Annotated in this window: 18 protein-coding genes and 1 riboswitch; of the genes, 11 read left to right on the top strand and 7 right to left on the bottom strand. The window is 38.2% G+C overall.

What is annotated here, in order from left to right; genetic code table 11:
- The 5 genes from N7603_RS04060 to N7603_RS04080 all read right to left on the bottom strand — a co-directional run bounded on the left by N7603_RS04060 (position 1) and on the right by N7603_RS04080 (position 3,444).
- On the bottom strand, positions 1-582 hold the full coding sequence (locus N7603_RS04060; RefSeq protein ID WP_262096074.1) for an Rnf-Nqr domain containing protein: 582 nt from the start codon (positions 580-582) through the stop codon (positions 1-3).
- Positions 583-585: 3 nt separating this feature from the next.
- The gene (locus tag N7603_RS04065) at positions 586-1,212 is read right to left on the bottom strand and encodes an Rnf-Nqr domain containing protein (RefSeq protein WP_262096075.1); all 627 of its coding nucleotides are present in this window, start codon (positions 1,210-1,212) and stop codon (positions 586-588) included.
- Positions 1,213-1,214: 2 nt separating this feature from the next.
- Positions 1,215-1,811: an RnfABCDGE type electron transport complex subunit G gene (locus N7603_RS04070; protein WP_262096076.1), complete on the bottom strand. Its 597-nt coding sequence runs from the start codon at positions 1,809-1,811 to the stop codon at positions 1,215-1,217.
- The gene (locus N7603_RS04075) at positions 1,808-2,728 is read right to left on the bottom strand and encodes an RnfABCDGE type electron transport complex subunit D (RefSeq protein ID WP_262096077.1); all 921 of its coding nucleotides are present in this window, start codon (positions 2,726-2,728) and stop codon (positions 1,808-1,810) included. The genes N7603_RS04070 and N7603_RS04075 overlap by 4 nt, the downstream gene beginning before the upstream one ends.
- A gap of 143 nt (positions 2,729-2,871) precedes the next feature.
- Positions 2,872-3,444 (bottom strand): histidine phosphatase family protein, encoded by a 573-nt coding sequence (locus tag N7603_RS04080; RefSeq protein ID WP_262096078.1) that lies wholly within the window; start codon positions 3,442-3,444, stop codon positions 2,872-2,874.
- Between the two features lie 86 nt (positions 3,445-3,530).
- Here N7603_RS04080 and N7603_RS04085 point away from each other — a divergent pair, with 86 nt between their 5' ends.
- From N7603_RS04085 to thiT, 4 genes are all read left to right on the top strand, one after another.
- On the top strand, positions 3,531-4,826 hold the full coding sequence (locus tag N7603_RS04085) for a pyrimidine-nucleoside phosphorylase (RefSeq protein WP_262096080.1): 1,296 nt from the start codon (positions 3,531-3,533) through the stop codon (positions 4,824-4,826).
- Positions 4,823-5,587: an SDR family NAD(P)-dependent oxidoreductase gene (locus N7603_RS04090; RefSeq protein WP_262096081.1), complete on the top strand. Its 765-nt coding sequence runs from the start codon at positions 4,823-4,825 to the stop codon at positions 5,585-5,587. The genes N7603_RS04085 and N7603_RS04090 overlap by 4 nt, the downstream gene beginning before the upstream one ends.
- A 105-nt stretch (positions 5,588-5,692) precedes the next feature.
- Positions 5,693-6,334, top strand: coding sequence for a hypothetical protein (locus N7603_RS04095; RefSeq protein ID WP_262096082.1), 642 nt, complete (start codon positions 5,693-5,695; stop codon positions 6,332-6,334).
- A gap of 40 nt (positions 6,335-6,374) precedes the next feature.
- Positions 6,375-6,472: riboswitch (TPP riboswitch) on the top strand.
- A gap of 49 nt (positions 6,473-6,521) precedes the next feature.
- Entirely contained in the window at positions 6,522-7,061 is a 540-nt protein-coding gene (gene thiT, locus N7603_RS04100) for an energy-coupled thiamine transporter ThiT (RefSeq protein WP_262096083.1), read from the top strand.
- Here the strand turns inward: thiT and recU are convergent.
- Complete coding sequence (recU, locus tag N7603_RS04105; protein ID WP_262096084.1) at positions 7,024-7,626, bottom strand: Holliday junction resolvase RecU; 603 nt, start codon at positions 7,624-7,626, stop codon at positions 7,024-7,026. The genes thiT and recU overlap by 38 nt on opposite strands.
- A 154-nt stretch (positions 7,627-7,780) precedes the next feature.
- On the opposite strand from recU, the gene N7603_RS04110 reads away from it, so the two are divergent.
- From N7603_RS04110 to N7603_RS04140, 7 genes are all read left to right on the top strand, one after another.
- Positions 7,781-9,454, top strand: coding sequence for a ribonuclease J (locus N7603_RS04110; protein ID WP_262096085.1), 1,674 nt, complete (start codon positions 7,781-7,783; stop codon positions 9,452-9,454).
- Between the two features lie 264 nt (positions 9,455-9,718).
- Positions 9,719-12,229, top strand: a complete 2,511-nt coding sequence (locus tag N7603_RS04115; RefSeq protein WP_262096086.1) for a GH36-type glycosyl hydrolase domain-containing protein — start codon at positions 9,719-9,721, stop codon at positions 12,227-12,229.
- Entirely contained in the window at positions 12,216-12,620 is a 405-nt protein-coding gene (locus tag N7603_RS04120; protein ID WP_262096087.1) for a cupin domain-containing protein, read from the top strand. Before N7603_RS04115 ends, N7603_RS04120 begins: the two co-directional genes overlap by 14 nt.
- The gene (locus tag N7603_RS04125; RefSeq protein ID WP_262096088.1) at positions 12,610-13,341 is read left to right on the top strand and encodes a glycoside hydrolase family 16 protein; all 732 of its coding nucleotides are present in this window, start codon (positions 12,610-12,612) and stop codon (positions 13,339-13,341) included. The genes N7603_RS04120 and N7603_RS04125 overlap by 11 nt, the downstream gene beginning before the upstream one ends.
- Positions 13,342-13,346: 5 nt before the next feature.
- A complete protein-coding gene (locus tag N7603_RS04130) occupies positions 13,347-14,354 on the top strand; it encodes a LacI family DNA-binding transcriptional regulator (RefSeq protein ID WP_262096089.1) in 1,008 nt (335 codons plus the stop codon).
- A gap of 28 nt (positions 14,355-14,382) precedes the next feature.
- Complete coding sequence (locus tag N7603_RS04135; RefSeq protein WP_262096090.1) at positions 14,383-17,445, top strand: hypothetical protein; 3,063 nt, start codon at positions 14,383-14,385, stop codon at positions 17,443-17,445.
- A gap of 2 nt (positions 17,446-17,447) precedes the next feature.
- Complete coding sequence (locus N7603_RS04140; RefSeq protein ID WP_262096091.1) at positions 17,448-17,786, top strand: hypothetical protein; 339 nt, start codon at positions 17,448-17,450, stop codon at positions 17,784-17,786.
- 40 nt (positions 17,787-17,826) lie between these two features.
- Here the strand turns inward: N7603_RS04140 and N7603_RS04145 are convergent, their stop codons facing one another.
- Positions 17,827-18,351, bottom strand: coding sequence for a peptidylprolyl isomerase (locus N7603_RS04145; RefSeq protein ID WP_262096092.1), 525 nt, complete (start codon positions 18,349-18,351; stop codon positions 17,827-17,829).
- Positions 18,352-18,401 lie beyond the last annotated feature (50 nt).

Raw genomic sequence — 18,401 nt, forward strand, 5'->3', positions numbered from 1 at the left:
CTATATGCTTGCTAGGCCAGTTAGGCCAATGAATGCTAGAGCTAATATGCCCAATAATACAAAGACAATTCCTTTACCTTTAAGTCCTCTAGGAACATCTGCATGTTTCGCCATTTTTTCTCTTAATCCTGCAATCAGTACAATCGCGAGCATCCAACCTAGAGAAGAACCAAAGGAGAATACGGCGGTTTCGCTGAATGTGTATTCGCGGGTTACAAAGAATAACGATACTGCGAGGACAACACAGTTCACCGTGATCAAAGGTAAGAAAATCCCGAAAGCATTGTACATTTTAGGTACGAATTTTTCCATCAAAAGTTCAAGAATTTGAACAGTAGCAGCAATCGTAATGATGAACACAAGTAATGCTAAACTGGTCGTTTCGGTTTGTTTTAATAATAGATAAATCGGATAATTGATGATACCTGTCAACGTAACAACGATGACTACAGCAATCCCCATACTTTTGGCATTCTTAACCGAAGTAGAAATTGCGATTAGAGGACACATCCCGAGGATATATACGAGTGCGATATTGTGGTTCAAAATGGTTGCCACAAAGAGTTCAATTAGACGTTCCATGGGTTATTCCTCACTTTCATAAAATTTGAGCCATTCGCGAATGCCCCAAATAAACAATGCAATGACGAAGAATCCGCCTGGAGCTAAAGCCATAATTGACCAGTTTGTGAATGATTCAGGCATGACACGCATGCCCAAGATAGTCCCAAACGCGAGGGTTTCACGAATCAACGAGACTGTGACCAATACGAAAGTATACCCCATACCACTTGCGAAACCATCAACTAATGAATAGTGAACAGGATTCTTAATTGCATAAGCTTCAGCACGTCCCATGACAATACAGTTGGTAATAATCAATCCTACATAAGCACCTAACTGAATCGCAATCAATGGTAGGAATGCTTCAAGGAACATCTGTACGAGAATAACAAACGTTGAGATGACGACCATATAGGTCACCATACGGACTTTACCTGGGATTAGTCTACGAAGTGCAGAAATAAATGCGCTGCTCGCCATGACTACAAAAGTAACACCGAACCCCATGGCTAACGCATTCTCCACTTTATTAGAGACAGCTAACGAAGAACAGATACCTAAGACGGTGACGACGATTGGGTTATTGGTAGATATACCACCCTTTAATATGTTAAACCATTTTTTATAGCGTAATCGAATTAATTTCATCGTTACACCCCCACAACTGCCCATTTAGCTTTGAAATCAGCGTAAGCAGTATTTAGTATTTCTTCAAATTTTTCTGAAGTACGCGTCCCACCTGTGATGGCATCTACTTCATTGGACAAATTATCAGCTGACCCATGACGAATCATAATATATGGAGTTGAATCAGCAAAAACAATACCTTTATATTTGTCTAAGTACCATTTTTCAGCTACTACACCGCCTAAACCAGGGGTTTCAGATTGTTCTAGAATACTCAAATTGACGACGGTTTTGAAATCTTGTTCGAAAGTAATAACCCCACGAATGGTTCCCCAAACTCCACCACCAGAGAAGATGTAAGAGATTTGTCCTGTCGCGTTATCGATATAGAATGTATCTTGACCTTCATATTGAATTACAGTGACTTCTTCATCAAAAATGTCATGGACCGTGTTTAAATTATACTTAATCTCATAGGCATCTAAAATGGCAGATTTAACTTGAGCTTGTTTATTCAATTCGATACGTTCTTTAGTTAATAAGTCCATACCAACCAATAAACCCGATGTGACACCACCAAGGATAATCACAAACAGAAGCATTTTAATATATTGTTTCACGCGGCTACCTCCATCGAAGGTTCTTTTTTATAACTATCGATTAATGGTGCAATTGCGTTCATGATTACTATCGCAAAAGCAGTGCCTTCTGGATACGCACCAACATCTGCACGAATAACCATGATTATTACGCCAATCCCGATACCATAGGCTACTCTACCCCATCCGTAGGTTGGTGCAGTGACTGGGTCGGTCGCTACAAAAAACGCAGCAAATAGTACACTACCTACCAACAAGGATGAGATTGGGTCTCTAAATAGTTCCGGTACAATCCAACCCCCAACGAGGTTAATTACAAAAATCGAAGTTAGAAGTGATAAGGTGATTCTCCAATCGATAATCTTTAGAACGATTAATGCTAATCCCAAAACCAAGATTCCAATTCGGAATGTTTCACCCAATGACCCAGGCACATTACCAACCAACAATTCCCAAAGGTTGTAACCTAATGCGTTGTTATTTAATTGAATCAATGGTGTAGTCGAAGCGACAACATCGGTTTGTGGGTTCAACCACTGTGTATTCATATACTTTGGAAATGAGATAGTAACGAAGATATAACCAACGAGTGCAGGATTGAATACGTTTTTCCCAAGACCACCGAATAGTGATTTCGCAAAGAATGTCCCAAATACACTACCGATGATGACAATCCATAACGGCACAGTTGGTGGCATCATGAGTGTAAAGATGAGTGGTGTGATTAATAAACTGTAATCGAGTGGTTTTTTACGAATTTTCGCAAACGCTACCTCGACCGATACGGAGCCTAAAACAGCTATCAATGCAATTAAGAATGCATACAGCCCAAAAATAATACTGGATGAGACCAGTAGAACGAATAAAACCCCTGTATAAATCAGAAGGTTTCTTCGTGTTAAAACATCTAAATGACTAGATGTTTTGTCTGATTCCATAAAATTCACCGCTTTCTCTATTGAAGTATTTGAACTTCAAAGTTAATATTTACCGTTATTGTATCATAGCGCTTTCATATATGACAAATCGTTTGCTTATGAATAAGCCAATAAATAAAAAAAATAAACCGAAACGGTTTATATTAGGGTTCAATATTATAATCGGTTGTGATTAAACGGTTGCCATCGTATTCGAAGATACAAAGGCTACCATTATTCAAAAATGTTCGATAGGTATAAGTATTAGGGTCTGCTAAAACGAGTAAGGACTTGATAACATGAGAGTGACAAGATAGCAAAATGATCTCATTCGGGTGACGTTGATAGAGATTATCTAACCCGTTTTGGATGCGCTGTAATAAGGCTTCATCATGCTCATATCCATCTCTTCTAAAGTTAGGTGTTGAAATGGTTTTAGAGGTCACATCGACATCATCACCTTCAAATACTCCAAAGTCTCTTTCAATGAATGCTGGATCAATCTCAATTTCAAGGTTTACATTGAGTTCATTTTGAATAATCTCAGCAGTTTTGATACTGCGAATCAGTGGAGATGAAACGACTTTAGTAAATTGGACTTGACGTTGTTTCAAATAACATCCCATCCGCTTTGCTTGAGCCTCACCATTTTCATTTAATGGATGGTCAGTCCAACCCTGTACTAAGCGGTTTAAGTTATAGTTAGTTTGTCCATGACGGATTGCATAAATGCGCATGTAATTCACTCCCGTTGCTATTATAGCACAAAGTAATGCCCAATAAACTTGAATATGATATAATACATTTACGAGGTGTAAATACGATGAGAATGTTAGATTTAATTACAAAAAAACGCGATGGTTTTGAATTAACCAAAGCAGAGATTGAATTCATTGTCCATGGCTATACGCAAGGACAAATTCCAGATTATCAAATGTCATCATTCTTGATGGCGACTTATTTTAACGGTATGACAGACCAAGAATCAACTGACTTAGCGATCGCTATGATGCATAGTGGAGATACCTTCAATCTTGAAGACATTTCAGGCATCAAAGTCGATAAGCATTCCACTGGTGGTGTTGGTGACAAGGTCACATTGGTTTTAGGACCGCTTGTAGCTGCTTGTGGTGCGAAATTCGCGAAGATGAGTGGCCGTGGTTTAGGTCATACTGGTGGTACACTGGATAAATTAGAAGCCATTCCTGGATACAATATTGTCTTAGATGAAGATGCGTTTAAGGCTCAAGTCAATCGCATTGGTATTTCTGTCATTGGTCAATCCAAAAATATTACCCCAGCAGATAAGAAGATGTACGCGCTGCGTGACGTGACAGCCACTGTCCCATCGATTCCACTAATTGCATCTTCAATCATGTCAAAAAAATTAGCTTCCGGTGCAGATGCGATCTGTTTAGACGTTAAAGTAGGGAATGGCGCTTTCATGACTGATCTTGAAGAAGCCAAGAAATTAGCTGTCCTTATGGTTCAAATCGGTAAACTAGCTGGTAAACGTGTGAAAGCAATCCTTACAAATATGGATGAACCTCTTGGATTTGCTGTAGGGAATACACTAGAAGTCATTGAAGCGATTGAAACCTTAAAAGGTAATGGTCCAAAGGATTTAGAAAATGTTGTCCTTGAAATCGGTGCCTATTTACTTGAGGATGCAGGTATTGCTTCGAAAGAAAAAGCAATTGAACTTTTAAAATCCAAATTACATAATGGACAAGCCCTTGAAAAATTAATCGAATTGGTTGAAGCTCAAGGTGGGGATTCGAACTATATCAAGAACCCAAGTTTATTCACTAAATCCACTCAAGTCATTCCATTAAAGGCAAATAAGTCTGGTTATATCGAATCCATGACAACCATCGATATCGGTTTAGCAGCTGCTTACTTAGGTGCAGGTAGAGAAACTGTTGATGGCGTCATTGACCCAGCAGTAGGTATTATTTTCCATAAGAAGATTGGTGATTATGTCCAAGAAGGTGATGTTATTTTGGATATTCATGCGAATCAAAAAGGTGTTAAAGATGCTTTATCTACGTTAGAAAAAGCCATCCATATCGGCACACAGAAAAAAGAAGTTGTCCTCATCGAGGGTGTTATTCTATGAGTTGTGCACTGGTCACAGGTGGTGCCATTGGTCTCGGCCGGGCATTTTCTGAATTACTCGCTGATCGTGGTTATGACCTGTTTTTAACGTCAAGAAATCTTGAACATTTGGCGTCTGCACAAAAAGAAATACAAGCAAAATACCGTGTAAAAGTTCATATCTTTGTAGGAGATTTATCGAAGGTAGAATTTCGAGATAAACTCATTAGCTTCGTTGAACCTTACGACATAGATCTATTAATCAATAACGCAGGTTTTGGACATAATGATCTATTTGAAGATGCACCACTCGATAAAGAGTATCAAATGATTGACTTAAATATTAAAGCATTACACCATTTAATGAAACACTTCTATGGTATGTTTAAGACAAAAGGTCAGGGGCGTATCATCAACGTTAGTTCACTAGCTGGTTTTGTTCCAGGTGCATACGCTTCAACCTATTACGCTTCAAAAGCCTACGTGACTAGTATTACAAGGGCTCTGGCATATGAAGCGAAGGTTACAAAATCCAATGTGAAGATTCAAGCTTTATGTCCGGGTCCACTCAAAACCCAATTTTTCGAAACAGCTGGGACACAAGTTAAATTTTATAAACGTGATCCTAAGTTTGCTGCACGCGCCATTCTCGATTCTAAACGTGTAGTCGTGGTTCCTAGTTTAAAGGAAAAGTTAGCACATGGCATGTTAAAAGTACTGCCAACAAACCTAACTGTACGTTTCGCAGGCTTTGGACAAAGACGTAAAAAAAAATCCGTATAAAAACAGTGCTTGAAGGCTTTATAAAGGCCTCAAGCACTTTTTATTTCATGACTTCGTTTGCTAAAGTAGGCAAAAAACGATACAATATAGATGAGGTAAATTGATATGAGAACAGAAGAAAAGAAAGTCCTTCCCCAAAAAGAAGCCGAAAAGCTCCGCGAAAAACAGTTAGGACAACAAATCAGTAAGTTCAAAGAAGCTGACAAAGAAGTCCTTAAAATCGAATATGAAGAATATGATGAAGATGAGGATTACGCAGTTATTGACCTCGAAATTACACAGGAAAGTGATATTTATCAAAAGTTCACTATGTTGAGTCGTCGCCGCATTAGTCAGGAAATCATGAATCACTTGGAAGAAAATGCGAAGTATGTCCCACTTTATAAGCCACTGTTGATTAACATTACGATGCCTAATCACATACTCGAACCAGAACTTCTAAAAACCATTGAACTCATGGTTGAGCGCAGTTTGACAAAACGTATCATCGATTTGACTGTGAATATTAAGCAAATCAAAATCATCTCCACGTTGATGGTTCTATTTGGTTTAACTGCGATGATTATTTCTATTTTATTGTCCGATCGATTTTTCAATATATTCATCATCAATGAAGTTTTTTCAATCGCGAGTTGGGTGTTTATTTGGAAATCCGTAGAAGGTTTCTTATTTGACTTACGTAAAACAACGAATCAAAAATATAAATTACTGCAAATTTATTCTGCGGATTATGTTTCGAAGTTATAAATCACTTTGATTTGTTTTTTCAATATATATGTTATAATACAAGTGTACTACGGGGAGCCAAAAGGCTGAGAGGATTAAAATCGACCCGAATTACCTGATCTGGATCATGCCAGCGGAGGAATAGTCACTTAATGGACATTCTTTTGGCATTCCAAAAGGATTTTTTATTTATAAAGGAGTGTTCAAGATGAATAAAGAATTAACTAGACTCACAGAATCAGCAATTTTAGTAGCTTTAGCAGTGGTATTGGAAATCATCTCTAAAATGATTCCAGTTTTACAGATGCCACAAGGTGGTTCCGCATCCCTAGCGATGTTTCCAATCTTCATTTTAAGCTATCGTCATGGCTTGAAATGGGGCTTATTGGCTGGATTTGCATTCGGGATTGTCAATTTTTTCATTGATGGTTATGCCTTCTTTTGGGGTTCGTTTGTATTCGACTATACCCTTGGTTTTGCTGCCATTGGCTTAGCTGGATTTTTCAGTAAAAAAGCACTGAAATTAGATCTCAGTGCAGTCATTTTCGGGGTGTTATTAGGTGGGTTTACTCGCTTTGTAATCCATACATTATCTGGTATATTTTTCTTCGCGGAATATGCTGGAGATGAAAACGTCATTATATACTCCATCGTGTATAATGGAACTTATATGTTAGCATCAACGATACTCTGTTTAGTAGCAATGCTGCTTACTTACAAGCGCTTGCTTGTTTTAAACCGGGTATAACATACTGATCTAAAATGGATAGATAGTCTATTCGAGGGTTGTATCCAAAGGTAATCGGATACCCCTCTTTTTTAATGGTTTCATATGGAATAGATTTCCGACCCCCATGAAGGGAATCTTGAAAATGATCGTATAAAACATCAAAAGGTAGATAAAAATACTGATTGTATGATGCAAAATAGATAATCATAAACCCAATTCCACCCGCATCTACGACGCGTTTTAAGTGATGAATTTGATGGTCTGGAATATTCTTTAACGGAATCGAGGTTCTAGAATTCGTTTCTTTCGCATCGAAATCAACATAATAACCACGGTAAACGCCGTTAAAGTCTGTCGTTGAAGGGGTCTTGTAGTATGCTTCAACGATTTTGGCTTTATTACGGGCTGGATAGCTTACTGTTACGACTTGTACAGGGGTTGGTTTTTTGTAGATCACTGCGATTTGTTTATCAAGATAATACTGATTAGTCGCTTCAATATCGCTCTCTAGTGTCATCCCAAGATTTGCACGGTTGATAATTTTTTCAGTTGTTTTTTTTGGAGTAGGGTATTTAATAGCCATTTTAATCACCTATTAGTATATTACCATAAAGCCAAATGAATTTGCTTTTAGAGTCTATTTGATTTGAAAAGGTGTAATAAACTTGCTGAAATTTTCCTGTCCATGTTATAATTAAATAAACTTTAACGTTTCTGTATCGAAAGGATGTATTTTAATGAGCTTAATCAAAATATTCGCGCTAGGCGGACTAGGTGAAAACGGGAAAAACATGTACTGTGTTGACGTCGATAACCAAATTTTCATCTTAGATGCTGGGATCAAATACCCAACATCGGAATTATTCGGGGTCGATGAAATCGTTCCAGATTATAAAGTACTTTTAGAGCACCAAAGTAAAATCAAAGGTTTTTTCATGACACATGCTCATGAAGACCACATTGGTGCACTTTCCCATATCTTAAAGGATATCAATGTCCCTGTTTACGCAACAAACTTCACCATGGAATTAATCAAGGATAACCTCAAAGAAGAAGGTTATGATTTAGACAAGTTAAAACTCCATGTGATCAATCAAAATTCAATCATCAAGTTTGACCACGTCAAAGTGACTTTTTTTACAACTACCCACTCCATTCCAGAGAGTGTTGGGGTCGCAATCAATACTGTAGATGGGTCAATCATTTATACCTCTGATTACACATTTGACCAAAGTGCAGACCCACGCTATCAAACCGATTTTAAAAAGATCAATGAACTAGCAGAAAAGAAAGTACTTTGTTTAATGACTGAATCCTTGGGTTCTGGATTGGTCTTAAATGGTTCGATCACAAAAGAACTCGATCATACCATCAACCAAGCGATTTCTAACGCAAAAGGTCGCGTTATCGCATCCTTATTCTCATCTGACTTATTGAAAATCCAAAGGGTAATTGATATCGCCTTAAAACATAAAAAACGCATCGCAATCATTGGTAGACGTGCTCAACGTATCGTCGATATTGCTATTGAAATGAGTTATTTGAATATCCCCAAAGAATCCTTAATCAGCTTAAGATATATCGATGATAAGAATAAGAATGATGATAGTGATATCGTTGCTTTAGTTACTGGTAATCGCCATGAACCATTCTTTATGTTACAACGCATGTGCAAGAAGGCTGACCGCCTCATCCACATCGATGAAAACGATTCGGTTTTGGTTGTGGCTTCACCGATTCCTGGTACTGAAAAGATGGCTGCGAAAACCTTAGACATCCTTTATCGAACAGATGCCAAAGTGACTGTGATTGATAAAAAAATATTGACCACCTCACATGCGACAGCCGATGAAATTAAAATGATGATGAATATGCTTAAACCGCGTTATATTCTCCCAGTTATCGGTGAATACCGTATGCAGTATACTGTTCAGCGATTAGCCATGGAAATGGGCTATGATAAAGACCAAGTATTCCTAATGGATAATGGCGATGCACTGGTCTTTAAAGACGGTGAACCTGATGTTCAAAGAGCACGTTATCGCAGTGGTGATATCCTGATCGATGGATCGGCTATTGGGGATGTCAACGACATCGTCATCCATGACCGTGAACTCTTATCAGAAGATGGTGTATTGCTGATTGTAGCCAATATCAATCCACGTTCGAAACGCATCCTTGGTGAAATTGAAATTGTCACCAAAGGTTTTGTCTATGTTAAAGAATCGGAACAACTACTTCAAGAAGTCAAAGAGTTATTCGTTAAAGCTTGTGACAAACACCTTAAAGGTAAGTATATTAATTGGAATGAACTCAAGACCAATGTAAGAGAAGAAATCAACAAGTTCTTATATAAAGAAACCAAACGTAGTCCAATAACAATCCCTGTGATAATTGCAACCGAAATATAATTCATAAAGACAGTTCGTATGGTGATATGATCCCCTCAAAGTAGACACTACAAATAATTAAAGTTTGTAGAATTTTACAGAGAGGGGATTTTTTTTCTTCGACTACGTTCGCATGGATTTATAATATGTGATTCGATTACGACACTAAACCATAAAAATGTTTCTATTAATTCGAATAAGTACGCTGAAACCCTTTACAATTGTGTTTAAATCGATATAATGTTAAATGAGGAAACCGATTTCCAAACACAGTGAGGTGCACATATGGGAACCATTCTAAAACAAAATCTTAAGGGCTTAACCGGCTATTATTTTCCGTTATTCAACAAATCCGGTTTAATGTCTTACATTACACCAACACTTTCTGGCGATATTAAACTGGACTATCACCATTATATTACCGAACCCTTCACAGAAAAAGACCTCGTTAATAGTCTATTTTCACGCAATGTCATTTTCTATGTTGATGGTAAACCTTACCACCTGAATGGTAATTCATTGTTACAACAAAAAGATACCATGGATTTAGAAGTGGGGCCGCTTTATCAAGTAGTTACTCGAAATAATCCAAAAATGAGCCTTAAAACGACCTCATTCATTGTCAACGATGACCCTATTGAGATTCACAAAATTGAATTTACGAATCGATCAACAAAAACCATCCGCTTGGATGTTTTAACCGCTTCACCACTCTATGGTAGAAGCGCTGATAACCTAAGAGACCACCGCCATGTAACCTCTTTACTCAATCGAGTATGGGTCAAAGATGGCCTCATTGAACTTAAACCAACACTATCTTTTGACGAACGTGGACACAAACCAAATGATGTCTATTATGGTTTCCATGCACAATCCAGTGATTTAAGCATAAAGGCTTATTACCCATCTTTGGATGATTTCATTGGCAACGGAAACTTATTATTTCCTAAACCTCAAAATCCATCCCATGTTGGTGATACCATTGATGGTTATGAAGCGCTAGGTGGCATCGCATTTAATCCAATTCAAGTCGAACCAAATCAAACCATTAGATTGTTTATCGGTTTTTCTGCCAACACGGTCGGACACTTAGAACGCTACAACGTCTATTTAAATGAAACGAACTTTGATACTGCATTCAACGCTTGTAAAACCTACTGGCTCGATGAGGTATCAAGACTGCAATTCTCATATGGAAGCCAAGCTAAAACCGCACTTTTAGATATGGTAGCTATTCAACCCATCTTAAGACGCTTTTTTGGTAATTCATATATGCCTCACCATGATTATGGAAAAGGTGGGAAAGGCTGGCGTGATCTTTGGCAAGATTTGCTATCTCTTATTATGTATAACGATCCTACAGTAAAAGACGCGCTCATCAATAATTTCGCTGGAATCCGTATAGATGGATCAAACGCGACCATTATAGGATCAAAGAAGGGCGAATTCAAAGCCGATCGTAACAACATTGTCCGCGTTTGGAGTGACCATGGTGCGTGGCCAATCGTAACCACAGCCATGTATATTCACGAAACCGGAGATCTCGATTTCTTATGGCTTCAAACCCCCTATTTTGAAGACCAATTTACGCACTATACGAAGAAAACCAAGACAAACTTCCCTAAAGACTATGTCCTTAGAGTTGAGGGCACCCCATACACAGGTACTATATTCGAACATTTATTACTAGAAAATGTAGTGGCTTCCCTCAATTTAGGTGAACAAGGTTTCTTAAAACTCGAAGATGCCGATTGGAACGACGGTTTAGACATGGCAACTAAAAAAGGTGAAACACTCGCTTTTACCCATTTCTACGCGAACAACCTACGCACATTAGCAGAATTCCTAGAATACGCCAATGTGCCAACTATTACACTTTTCAAGTCCTTAGCTGAACTCAGTCTAAATATCCATAAAAATCCAAGTTTGGAATCTTTCTTAGACCGTGTAGCTTTATTTGATGGTGTAACCGCCGTTGTTGATACCACACAATTAATCAAGGCTTTAAAAGCCAAAGCCAAAGCGATGATTAAACACTTAGATGTTTATGGTGTACATCCAACTGGTGCATTACAATCCTATATTGATAATGATGGTATATTCTTAGACCGTTTCGATACACTTTCTTTAACTGGTCAAGCGATGGCGTTACTATCTGAAACCGTCAGTTTAAAACGAGCAAAACAGATTGCTTCCGTGACAAAGAAAACCTTGTTTGATGCTTCCATTGGTGGATATAAACTCAACTCCAATTTTGAGGAAGTCAAACTTAACATGGGAAGAGCTTACGGCTTTGCCTATGGACATAAAGAAAATGGTGCTGTATTCTCACACATGGCTGTGATGTATGCCTATGGCTTATACCAATACGATTTGGTGAATTATGGGCATGAAGCGATTGATGCACTTATGAACCGATCGATTCATCCAAAATCAAATATGCTTGCAGGTATTCCTGAGTATTTCACACCAAAAGGTGAAGGTAAATACAGTTACCTCACGGGTTCGGCTTCATGGTTGTTAAAATTATTAAGAACCGAAGTATTCGGTATCCAAATGCACTTAGGGACACTCATTTTGAATCCTAAATTGACGAAAAAAGATTTTATCCATGGCGTTGCTTATATCGACACTTATTTATTTGGACAAAAACGCCGAATTACTTATCATAATCCTAAGCAGTTATCTTATGGTCAATATGAAATTAAGAAAATAACAATGAATAGCCAATGGGTACCGAATTACTTCCAATCCCTCGATGGCAACCTGGAGGTTTATTTAGATGAAAGGTATTGAAATCCATCATTTTGATGGCATTGGTTATCAAAAATTATTCCATTTTCAATCGTGGAGAATTGCGATTTTAAATTATATCGACGAACTAGACCCAAATAACATTCATAAGTTTCAAGCTCATACCTTAACGGATGAATCGTTTGTCCTTCTAGAAGGGGCTTGTACACTATTTATTTACGAGGATGGGCGTATCGTCCCTATCCATTTAGAACCACATAAAATTTACAACATCAAAAAGGGTGTATTTCACTCCCATACGTTGTCAAAAAATTGTAAATTATTGATTATTGAAGAGGAGAATACCTCAGATGACAATTCACCTTCAATGGATCTAACAGACGCACAAAAGCAACAACTTATAGAATACGCGAGGATGAATCATGGCTTATAAACTTTTATGGCAAGACTTGTTTGAAAAAGATGGGAAACCCGATGCATCGATTTGGGGTTATGAAACCGGAGGACACGGTTTCGGAAACGGTGAATCACAATACTATACTAACCGTGAAAAGAATGCATTCGTGAAAGATGGCATCCTTAACATTGTGGGTTATAAAGAAAAATATGAAAATAACGAATACACATCAGCTAAATTGACAACCTATGGTAAAAAATCAATTCTATTTGGTCGTGTTGAAGTCATGGCGAAGTTACCACTTGGGCTGGGGACATGGCCAGCCATTTGGTTATTATCCAATGCTTTTCAAACAGGTACTTCATGGCCACTTTGTGGTGAAATCGATTTAATGGAACACGTCGGAAATCACCCTGGATTTGTTCATTTTTCATTACACTCGAAAAGTTATAATCACATAAACTATCTTCAACCCACACACATAGTGGAAGACCCAAAATTAACAGAAGGTTTCCATGAATATGCGTTTGAATGGGAAGAAGATGAGATGCGTTTTTACATCGATAAGAAACACCATGTCACCTTCCATCGTGGCGACGAAAACCGCCTAACCGATGAAGGCGGATGGCCGTTTCATCAGCCATTCTACCTCATTTTGAACCTCGCACTTGGCGGTTGGTGGGGTGGAAAGATTGATGATTCTATTTTTCCTGTGACCATGCAATTTAAATACGTTAAAGTTTACGAAAGGATCTGAAGACGTTGAAACGGACGATCTACGATATCGCGAGAGAACTGAATCTCTCACCGGGTACCATTTCTAAGGTGATTAACAAGACAGGTAATGTGTCCGATGAAACGAGAGAACGTGTTCTTGCATACATTAAAAAAGTTGGCTATGTGCCTGCAACCTCTGCACGTATGTTGAAATCTAAAAAGAGCTATACCATTGGTGTCGTCTTTTCTGAAGATTTGAACATTGGATTAGAACACCCATTTTTCGCTTCAATTCTTCAACATTTTAAGAAATACGTTGAAAATGAAGGCTATGAGCTCTCGTTTATTGTCTCTAAACTAGGAAATAACCAAATGAGTTATTATGAGTGGTGTATGAATAAAAAAGTGGATGGGGTTTACATTGTCGTTGGTGATAATGGCGATCAAGGCTTACACGAACTCGCCCTTAAAAATATCCCATGTGTGTCCACGGATATTCTCATCCCTGGTATCCATGCCATAGTCTCTGATAACCGAATGGGGATTATTCAAAGCCTGGATTATGTCTATCAAAATGGTTCAAGTAAAACAGTCGGTATGATTGCTGGACCACAGCATTCAAGAGCTTTTTTAGAACGTTATCAAGCGTTTATTGAATATCAAAATGAGCAAGAACATCCAATTAATCCTAAACACATTGTGTTTGCTGAATCCTTTGGATTTACTTCAGGCTACCAAGCTGCGATGAAACTGCTCGAAAACCCATTGCCAAAAGTCTTGTTAGTTGGATCAGATGACATCGCTTTAGGCGTTTTAAAAGCACTCAAAGACCATAACATTAGCATCCCAAAGGACATTGAAATCATTGGTTTTGACGATATTCATTTTGCAAAACACTTTACACCAAGTTTAACAACGGTAAAACAGGACCGAGAACGCATAGCAACCACAGCAGCTAAAAAATTACTACAGTTGATTAATCACCCAGATCGACCTGTCGAAGAAGTTATCCGCATTCCGGTTGAACTGATGGTTCGCGAAACAACAAAATAAGCAGTTGTACGATTTTATGGAGGTCAATATGAAATCGAATTATACTACATTTATTCAAAAGAACTACCAAAAACAAAAACCATTCTCCTCATTTTTACCAGGTATTGCGGGTAAAAAAGGAATTCCACTTTGGAGTTTCTATGTGAATCGTGGCCAAGTAATCACCAGTTTTGGCCGACGTGATAAGAATGGCGCAATTCTTGAATTCTTTCCAGCGAATGCAGCGTATATGTATACCAAAACCATTGGTTTCCGTACATTCATTCGTGTAAACGGTATCATTTATGAATTTTTTAAAGAGGAAGGTTTAAATCAACACCTTTACGTTGAAAAAGAATCTGTCTCGATTTCTGAAATCAACGAAACTATCGAACTAAAGGTCACTGTGAAGTACTTCACTCTCCCTAATGAAAAAGTTGGTGCTTTGGTTCGCAAAGTGACATTCGAAAACTTATCCAATCGTAAAAGACACATTGAAGTCCTTGACGGTTTGACCCAAATACTCCCTTCAGGGATTGATTACGGCGGATTCAAAGCCATTTCAAACCTTTTACAATCCTGGATGGACGTCGATTTTAAGCCAGGTTATGCTTTCTATAAACTAAGAGCTTCCACTGGAGACTCCGCTGAGGTGAGTGAAGTTACTGATGGTAATTTCTATTTATCAAAACTTGAAGACGAAACCGTTAAAATCATCGCCGATACCAGATTGGTGTTTGATATGGATACGGCATTCGCGAAACCTTACGGGTTTATGTACCATGCATTTGATGCGTTTGTATCAAAACCACAAGTTGTCGTGAACCAAGTCCCGTGTGCTTTTAGTGCATTTAGCTATGATTTAGATAAGAAAGTTACCTTAAACAGTTTAGTTGGTTACACATCAGACCGCGGTTTACTTGATGAATACGTTGAAAAATTGAATACCGAATTCCTCATGGAAAAAGACCTTGAAAATTCTAAACTTCATGGAGAAATCACACAAGCCATCGAAACGGAAACTGCAGAACCACTCTTTGATGCTTATTTAAAACAATGCTATTTAGACAACTTATTACGCGGAGGGGAACCGTTCCCAATCGAAACTGCAGATGGTACAGCGAGTTACCATTTATTCAGTCGTAAACATGGTGATTTAGAACGTGACTATAACTTCTTTGTCATCGAACCAGAATACTATTCACAAGGAAACGGAAACTTCCGTGACGTCTTACAAAATCGTCGTAACGATACCTTATTCCACCGATTTGTTAAAGATCATAACCTATGGCATTTTGCATCGTTAATCAGTGCGGATAGTTATAATCCATTATCAATTGAAGGTATTCAATTTGAGTACCACAGTCAAGTGTCCCATAAAGGTTTAGAAGAGTTCCTTAAAAAACCATTCACACCAGGGTCACTCTACAAGAAACTCATTGACTTAGGGAACTCTGATAACGTCGCCGAAACGACCATGAAGATCGTACTAAAATCATCGAAACCTGTGATTAAGGCGAGTTTTGGTGAAGGTTATTGGAATGACCACTTCACGTATATTTATGACCTCATTGAAGGCTTCTTAGATATTTATCCTGAACAAGAAGAGTCTTTACTCTTCAACCAATCCAAATACCGTTTCTTCGATAACCATACAGATGTCTTACCAAGAGAAGAAAAAACGGTGCTTACCAAAGATGGAAAAGTCAGACAATATGGCGCATTAGCCCATCATCATGGAGATAGTGACTGGTTATTAATTGATCAAAAACCGGTTTCAGTCACCTTAGCTTCTAAGTTATTGACCCTTGTGTTGAACAAATACGGTCTATTAGACCCAGCAGGTATCGGCTTATCTTATGATGCGAATAAACCTGGCTGGAATGACGCGATGAACGGATTACCAGGATTGTTTGGTTCCGGTGTATCTGAGATGTTTGAACTCAAACGTCTCAATCAATACCTACTTAAAGCATTCAAGTCCTTCGAATCTAAAGACATCGAAGTCCTTAAACCTTTAGTCGATCTAATACATGCTTACCAAAACTTGAATTCGACTGGATTTGCATTATGGGATCAAAGAACGACAGCCTTAGAAAATTATCGCGCTGCACTAAAACACCCACTGTCACTCGCACGTATTTCAACGAAAGATGCAATTAAAGTGTTAGAACGCATCCAAACTGATCTTGAAGTCGCTGAAACCAAAGCGCTCGAGATTGACCCAGTATACCCAACTTATCTCACATTTGAAGCGACAAAATACGAACCGATTTTAGAAAATGGACAACCAAAGATTGGTAATTATAAGTTACCACTCGTAAAGGTCCTAGCCTTTGAAATGAAACCTATTCCAGCCTTCCTTGAAGCGCCGGCACGTTACTTAAAACAAACCAAAGATGTAGAAAAGGCGAAAGTATTGTATCAAACGATTAAAGAAACAGAGTTATATGATCGTAAGATGAAATTCTATCAAACCAGCGTTTCTCTTGATGCGTATTCAAATGAAATCGGACGCATTAGAGCGTTTACTAAAGGCTGGCTTGAACGCGAATCGAACTTCCTACACATGACTTATAAATACTTACTAGGCCTTCTAAAAGCAGGACTACACGACGAATTCTTCAAGGAAATCGAAACCAACTTGGTTTGCTTTATGAATCCCGAAGTATATGGGCGTTCACCACTCGAAAACTCCAGTTTCATCGCGACATCCACCAATCCAGACCCAAATAAACATGGACAAGGTTTTGTCTCAAGACTATCCGGGTCTACAGCTGAAATGTTATCGATGTACAAAGAGATGTTTATTGGTAAAAAACCATTTAGTTACGATAATAACCAACTGACTTTAGCAATTAAACCGGTATTACACCACCGTTTCTTTAGAGAAGGACGTGTATCGTTTAAATTCTTTGATACAAAGGTAACCTACATAAATCCAAAAGGTTTGAATACATATGATCCTAATGCAGTCATTACGGATATCGAAGTGAGAGATGCCTTAGGTACCCATTGGATTAAAGGTAATGTACTCAATGAAACCTTTGTTAAGGCTATCCGTGAAGGCTCGATTGAACAAATTATCCTCTATATCAATTTACGTAACTAATTGTGTTTAAAAGAATCGGTATTACACTGTTTGTATCTGCTTTAATGATACTAACGGGCTGTAAACCTAAGATTGAACTGACTACCATAACACTCAATGGGGTTAGCGACGTGCTCAGTATTCCTTATGGTAGCTATTTTAATGTCTTAGATGGTATTACAGCTAATGGGGATGATTTAAAAGATTACACCGCTTACCTCACTTTTGAAACCGAAGCGAATGTATCTGAGACGGGGATACTCGATACAACGATTAGTGGTCAACAAATGATCCTTTATCGTGTTCGTTTTGGTGAGTTTGATGTGTCTAAATGGCGATATTTATACGTACTACAACCATAAAAAAGCCGTTAGGTCCTTAAACGACTTAACGGCATATTGTTTACAATCGATTGGGTTTAGGGTAAGTTTGACCCTTTAAATCTATCGAAACGGATTCAATTACGATATCCGTGTGTGGTTTGTCTGAGTAATCTCTTGGACTCATCACAATGGCATCCACGACTTCAATGCCTTTCGTTACGACACCAAAAGCAGCATACGCCCCATCTAAATGAGGGGATGCTTTATGCATGATGAAGAATTGAGCGGTCGCAGAGTTCGGATTATTAGTTCTTGCCATCGAAATGACACCGCGTTCATGTAACAATGGATTGGAAAACCCATTTTGCTTGAAATCACCACGAATTGGGCGTAATTCTGGGCCCCATCCACCTTGAATCATGAAATTGGGAATAATTCTGTGGAACTTTAAACCACTGTAATAACCAGATGCCACTAAGTCAATGAAATTATTGACGGTATTTGGCGCTACTTCTGGAAATAATTCTAACTCAATGGTACCAAACGATTTGACTACCATCACAACTTTAGGGTTGGTTGGTTTTAAAAACTGTTCATAAGACATATATTCATACCTCGCTATGGATTAATTATACTAAAGCAGGTGTGATTTGT

The sequence above is a fragment of the Paracholeplasma vituli genome, assembly GCF_025446935.1.
Classification (GTDB): Bacteria; Bacillota_I; Bacilli_A; order Acholeplasmatales; family UBA5453; genus Paracholeplasma; species Paracholeplasma vituli.